5 protein-coding genes and 1 riboswitch are annotated in these 5,105 nt (G+C 57.1%); of the genes, 4 read left to right on the forward strand and 1 reads right to left on the reverse strand.

The window, feature by feature from the left end; all coding sequences use genetic code 11:
• Positions 1–170 precede the first annotated feature (170 nt).
• Positions 171–240: riboswitch (Fluoride riboswitch) on the forward strand.
• A 65-nt stretch (positions 241–305) separates the two neighbouring features.
• From crcB to Q0482_RS09160, 4 genes are all read left to right on the forward strand, one after another.
• The gene (gene crcB / locus Q0482_RS09145) at positions 306–689 is read left to right on the forward strand and encodes a fluoride efflux transporter CrcB (RefSeq protein ID WP_299145659.1); all 384 of its coding nucleotides are present in this window, start codon (positions 306–308) and stop codon (positions 687–689) included.
• A 64-nt stretch (positions 690–753) separates the two neighbouring features.
• On the forward strand, positions 754–1,551 hold the full coding sequence (locus Q0482_RS09150; protein ID WP_291055504.1) for an enoyl-CoA hydratase-related protein: 798 nt from the start codon (positions 754–756) through the stop codon (positions 1,549–1,551).
• Between the two features lie 2 nt (positions 1,552–1,553).
• On the forward strand, positions 1,554–2,249 hold the full coding sequence (locus Q0482_RS09155) for a hypothetical protein (protein WP_299145661.1): 696 nt from the start codon (positions 1,554–1,556) through the stop codon (positions 2,247–2,249).
• Between the two features lie 608 nt (positions 2,250–2,857).
• Positions 2,858–4,048: an MFS transporter gene (locus Q0482_RS09160; protein WP_299145665.1), complete on the forward strand. Its 1,191-nt coding sequence runs from the start codon at positions 2,858–2,860 to the stop codon at positions 4,046–4,048.
• A 605-nt stretch (positions 4,049–4,653) separates the two neighbouring features.
• Here the strand turns inward: Q0482_RS09160 and Q0482_RS09165 are convergent.
• Positions 4,654–5,105, reverse strand: a 452-nt coding sequence (locus Q0482_RS09165) for an alpha-hydroxy-acid oxidizing protein (protein WP_299145663.1), incomplete at its 5' end; no start/stop codon positions are given.

The following is a 5,105-nucleotide window of genomic DNA, read 5'->3' on the forward strand; positions in this document are numbered from 1 at the left end:
TACGGCGAAGCCGTGCCCCTTTTTACTTGCGGCGTCAGCCGCCACCACAACCCTCGGCGCCAAAGGCGCCGTCAAACCTAAGAACCTTAAGAACCCTCGGGGCCCACAGGCCCCGACCCCCTTCCTCCTCTCGCCCCTTTCCATTCCCTCTCTCCTGTGGTACAATAAAACCCGCAAACGGCGATGGAGTTCGCCGGGCGAAGGCCGAATGCTCTTTGAGATGATGACTCCTGCCTCCTGGAATATGGTTCTTTTATGGATCCATTTCATCAGGGGGCAGGAGATTTTTTTATGGAGGTATCATCATGAATTATGTGTATCCTTTACTGGTGGCAGCCGGCGGGGCGCTGGGAGCCCTGTGCCGGTACATGACTACCCTGGTGATGGCAGGCTGGGCGGGGACGGCCTTTCCCTATGGCACCCTGGCGGTGAACGGCGCCGGTTCCTTTCTGATAGGTGTGCTGGGCGTCCTTCTTTCCCGGGTGTATCCGTTCCCCGGGGCGGCGGCTTTTCTCATCACCGGATTTCTGGGCGGGCTCACCACCTTTTCTTCTTTCATGAACGAGACCCTGCAGTTCTGGGCCGCCGGGCGGTGGCTGGAGGGGCTGGGCTACATTTTCGCCCAGCTGGCCTGCGGCATCCTTCTGGTGGCGCTGGGGGCTTTTCTGGCGGAGAAGATATTTCTATAAGGGGCGCTTTTATTAATGATATAATATAAGAAGATATTTTCATTTTTTTCCAAAGGAGGCAGTCATGGCTTATCAGAGAATTCACACATCCCTTGCAGGGGGGATTGAAACCATTACCCTGGATTATGCGCCTACCCTGAATGCGCTGGACCTGGTTATGGCAGGAGAACTGGAAGAGGCTTTGAAGGAAGCGGAAGGAAATCCGGAGGTGCTGGTGCTGGTGCTTACCGGCGCAGGGCGGGCTTTCTCCGCCGGCGGTGATATCCGGTACATGAAGGATCACTGCGACGAACCGGATTTTTCAAAGAAATCTATGGCGCCTCTGGCGGGAAAACTGTCGGAAATCGTGCTGTACATGAAGAAAATGAGTAAAATCATTATCTGTGCCGTATCAGGCGCTGCTGCCGGCGGCGCGGCCAACCTGGCTTTTGCCTGTGATTTCATCTTTGCCGCGGACAATGCGAAGTTTCTGCAGGCCTTCGTAGGCATCGGCCTCTGCCCCGACACCGGCGGCGTGTACTTCCTGCCCCGCATGGTGGGAAGCCACCGGGCCTTCGATATGTTCGTCACCGGCCGCCCCGTAAAAGCAGAGGAAGCGCTGGAAATCGGGCTGGTGAAGGAAGTGACTGCCAGGGAAGAGCTGATGCCCCGGGTCATGGCTTTTGCAGAAAAGCTGACGGAAGGCCCCCTTCTGGCCTACGGCAACATGAAGAAGCTCATGTTTGAAAGCATGTACAAAGGCTTTGAAGACTACATGAAACAGGAAGCGGTGTACCTGGCCCAGTGCTCCGGGAGCGAAGACTTCAAGGAAGGCATTACCGCATTCCTTGAAAAGAGAAAACCCGACTTCAAAGGGAGGTAATCATGGAAACCATGACCTTTCAGGACGGCAGGCTGGACGTGACACTGTACAAAGCACCGGGGGCAGGGCGGATCCTCTACATCCTGGAACCGGAGCCGGTGGTGGGAAAAGTGAGCCATCTGGCAGAAGAACTTTCCATCCATCTGGTGGCCATCAGCGGCATGGACTGGAACCGGGACCTCTCCCCCTGGCCGGCGCCGAAGGTATTTAAAGGAGAAGAAGACTTTTCCGGCGGCGCAGGCCCCTTCATGGAACAGCTGGAAACCTCCCTCTTTCCAAAAACCGAAGCCCTGCTGGACAGGCCCATGGAAAAAAGAATGCTGGCAGGCATTTCCCTCTCCGGCCTCTTTACCCTCTACATGGCGGCCCTCTTCCACACCCTGGACGGCGCCGCCTCCATCTCCGGCTCCCTCTGGTTCGACGGTTTCACCGACTTCATGGGCGCCCATCCCCTGCCGGAAAAAATAGAGCGGGTGTATCTCTCCCTGGGGGACAGGGAAAAGAAAACAGGAAATCCCCGCATGGCAAAGGTGGAATCCGCCACTTTGGAAATCGAGGAAATCTTAAAAGAAGAGGGCGTGGAAACGGTCTTCCAGATGAACAAAGGCAACCACTTCGTCTATGGCGCCGAACGGCTGGAAGAAGCCATCCGCTACCTGGCGGAAGGAAAAGTGTGGAAAGGACCGCATAGTTTGTAGTGGGCTGGTGTACTGGTGTACTAGTGGGCTAGTGTACTAGTGAGCTCGTGAGCTGGTGAGCGGTATACCCGACAGCAAGAGGAATGGGGCTTTGGCACTGCGGTATGCATTACTGAAGACACAAAGGGTAAGCACGCAGGCTCCTTCTTCTGGAAGGAGCTCCGCGGAGCGGTGAGGATAGGCCTTTGCGAAGCAAAGGCGCCGCCATCAGGCGGCTGTAACACTTCGTCATGTACCACCGATGACACAAAGACAAGACCCGTAACGCTGACTTTATAATCATTGCCGCCGATAGGCGGTGCACAGCGAACTGGATTCGTGAGGGAGCTTTAGCGACCTGAGAATCCAGTGAGTCGTTTCCCCTGTGGGGCAATCCACAACCCTCGGCGCCAAAGGCGCCGTCAAACTTAAGAACCCTTGGGCCTAAGGCCCATCAATCTTAAGAACCTTTTTCCTCAACCCTTCTACACAACCTGCCTGCGGGCCGCTGGCCCGCCCCCCTTTGGTGCCTGCGGCACCACCTTCCCCCCGCTGAAGCGGGGGGACAATAAGAGAGGGGGAACCCTCTGAACCCTCACGCCGCAGGCCTCAATAAAAGAAAGGAGGAAATCATGAAAAACTGGAAATCCATCGTGTATCTTGCCTGCCTGATCCAGGTGGGCGCCGGCATCTCCATGGTGGGAGTCATGTCCTTCCTCCCTTTGTTTCTTTCTGAAATCGGGCTGACAGATCCCGGGGAGGCGGCGTTCTGGGCAGGAATTATCGTAGGGGTGACGCCCTTTATGATTGCCTTTTCCGCTCCCTTCTGGTCCATTCAGGCGGACCGGCGGGGGCCGAAGGCAGTGATGTCGGTGGTGCTCCTTACGGTGACCCTGTCTTCCCTGCTCCAGGGATTTGCGACAAGTCCCTGGCACCTTCTTTTCCTCCGCATGGCCCAGGGGCTGGTGGGAGGATTTGTGCCCATCGGCCTTTCCATTGTGGTGTCCGTGACGCCGGAGAATAAGACCTCCTGGGCCATGGGCTATTTTCAGGCAGCTATGGTGATGGGCATTATGTTCGGTCCCCTTTTGGGAGGAACCATAGCCGATACCTTCGGCTACCGCATGCCCTTTTTCTTCTTTGCCTTCCTGGCTTTCTGCTGTTTCCTTTCCGTGCGTATTTTCCTTCCTGCCATTCACCGGAAGGGGGCGGACAAGGAAAAAAGTTCCACCTGGAGCCAGATTCTCTATTTCATGAAAATCCCCAGGGTTCGCATGATGACTTTCATGCAGTTTCTCTGCAACTTCGGCATCACCGGCATCGGCCCTATCCTGCCCCTTTATATCAGGCAGATGATGGGCAGCAGTACGGAGCTGGTGGCCACGGTGGTGGGATTCATTATCTTCATTTCCGGCGGCTGCAGCGCCGTCATGTCCCTCAACGTGGGGCGGCTGACGGAATACATCCGGCCCCATCGCATCCTGGTGGGAGCCACCTTCTTTGTGGGTTTCACCTTTATTATGCAGTACCTCATGACCACCGTCCCCGGCCTTGGGGTGTGGCGGGGCATTACGGGCCTGGGCATGGGCCTCATCGCTCCCTGCACCAATACCATTATAGCCAAGTCCGTGCCCCCTGAAAAAAGAGCCATCGTCTTCGGCGTGGTGTCCAGCGTGTTCCTCATGGGCAACGTGGCCGGCCCGGTCTGCTCCGGTGCCCTGGCCCGCTGGATGGGCTACCCCTCCGTCTTCTGGTCCACCGCCCTGGCCTTCCTCCTGGCCGGCGCCGTGATCGCATGGAACTTCCGGAAGGAATGGTGAAATAGTGGGATGGTGGGCTGGTGAACTAGTGTTCTAATGCTCTAGCGTTCTAGTGCGCTAGTGTACTAGTGGGAAAGTGAGACAGTGGGGAAGTGAGACAGGGGTCGGCTGTCCGCTTTCCGCTGACCGATGACTGCCTGCCGGTGGGATGTATTCCCGAAAGCACGGAGAACCTCAGACGTCAGACTATCAGACATCAGACTTCCCGCCAACCGGTATTATTTAGTGAGGATTGTGCCCTCTGGGCGCAAAGGGTTCTTAGGATTGACGGGGTTTCACCCCGAAGGTTCGGAGGTTTGATGGGCCCTGCGGGCCCAAGGGTGGTGGTATCGCCGCCTTTGGCGGCGATGAGTATATATGCTCGCTGCGCTCGCCCCCTTTGGTGCCTGCGGCACCACCTTTCTCCACAGGAAAGCGTCTCACGTGGTTCTCAGGTCGCTTTCGCTCCCCTACGAACCACGTTCGCTTGCCACCCCGCTGAGCAGGGGCACAATAAATGGGGGAGGGAACCCTCTGCACTCTTTGAACCCTCTGAACCCGCCGCCGGCAGGTGGCTCTATTCCACAACAAAACCGGGCAGTTGGTGCTGCCCGGTTTTACTATGTTCAGATCAGTTTTGTCTCTTTAACTTCTTCAATGGTCTTTGTGCCTGCCAGCTGCATGGTGATGGCAAGCTCTTTATTGAAGTGGTCGAATACCGATTTCACCCCTTCGGCTCCGCCCAGGTTGAGGCCGTAGATGACGGGGCGGCCGATGGCTACCAGGTCGGCACCGCTGGCCAGGGCTTTGAATACGTGATTTCCTCTTCTCACGCCGCTGTCAAAAATGACCGGTACCCGGTGATTGACTGCGGCGGCAATGGAGGGGAGCACGGCGAAGGAGGCGGGGCCGCCGTCCAGCTGGCGGCCGCCGTGGTTGGAGACCCATACGCCGTCGGCGCCGGCTTTGATGGCAATGTCCGCGTCTTCCGGAGACTGGATGCCCTTGACGATGACCGGCAGGCCGGACATGTCTTTCAGTTTCTTAACGTCTGCAGGGACGAAGTCCTGCTTGGCGG

It is taken from the genome of uncultured Dialister sp., from assembly GCF_937959425.1.
Lineage (GTDB): Bacteria > Bacillota > Negativicutes > Veillonellales > Dialisteraceae > Dialister.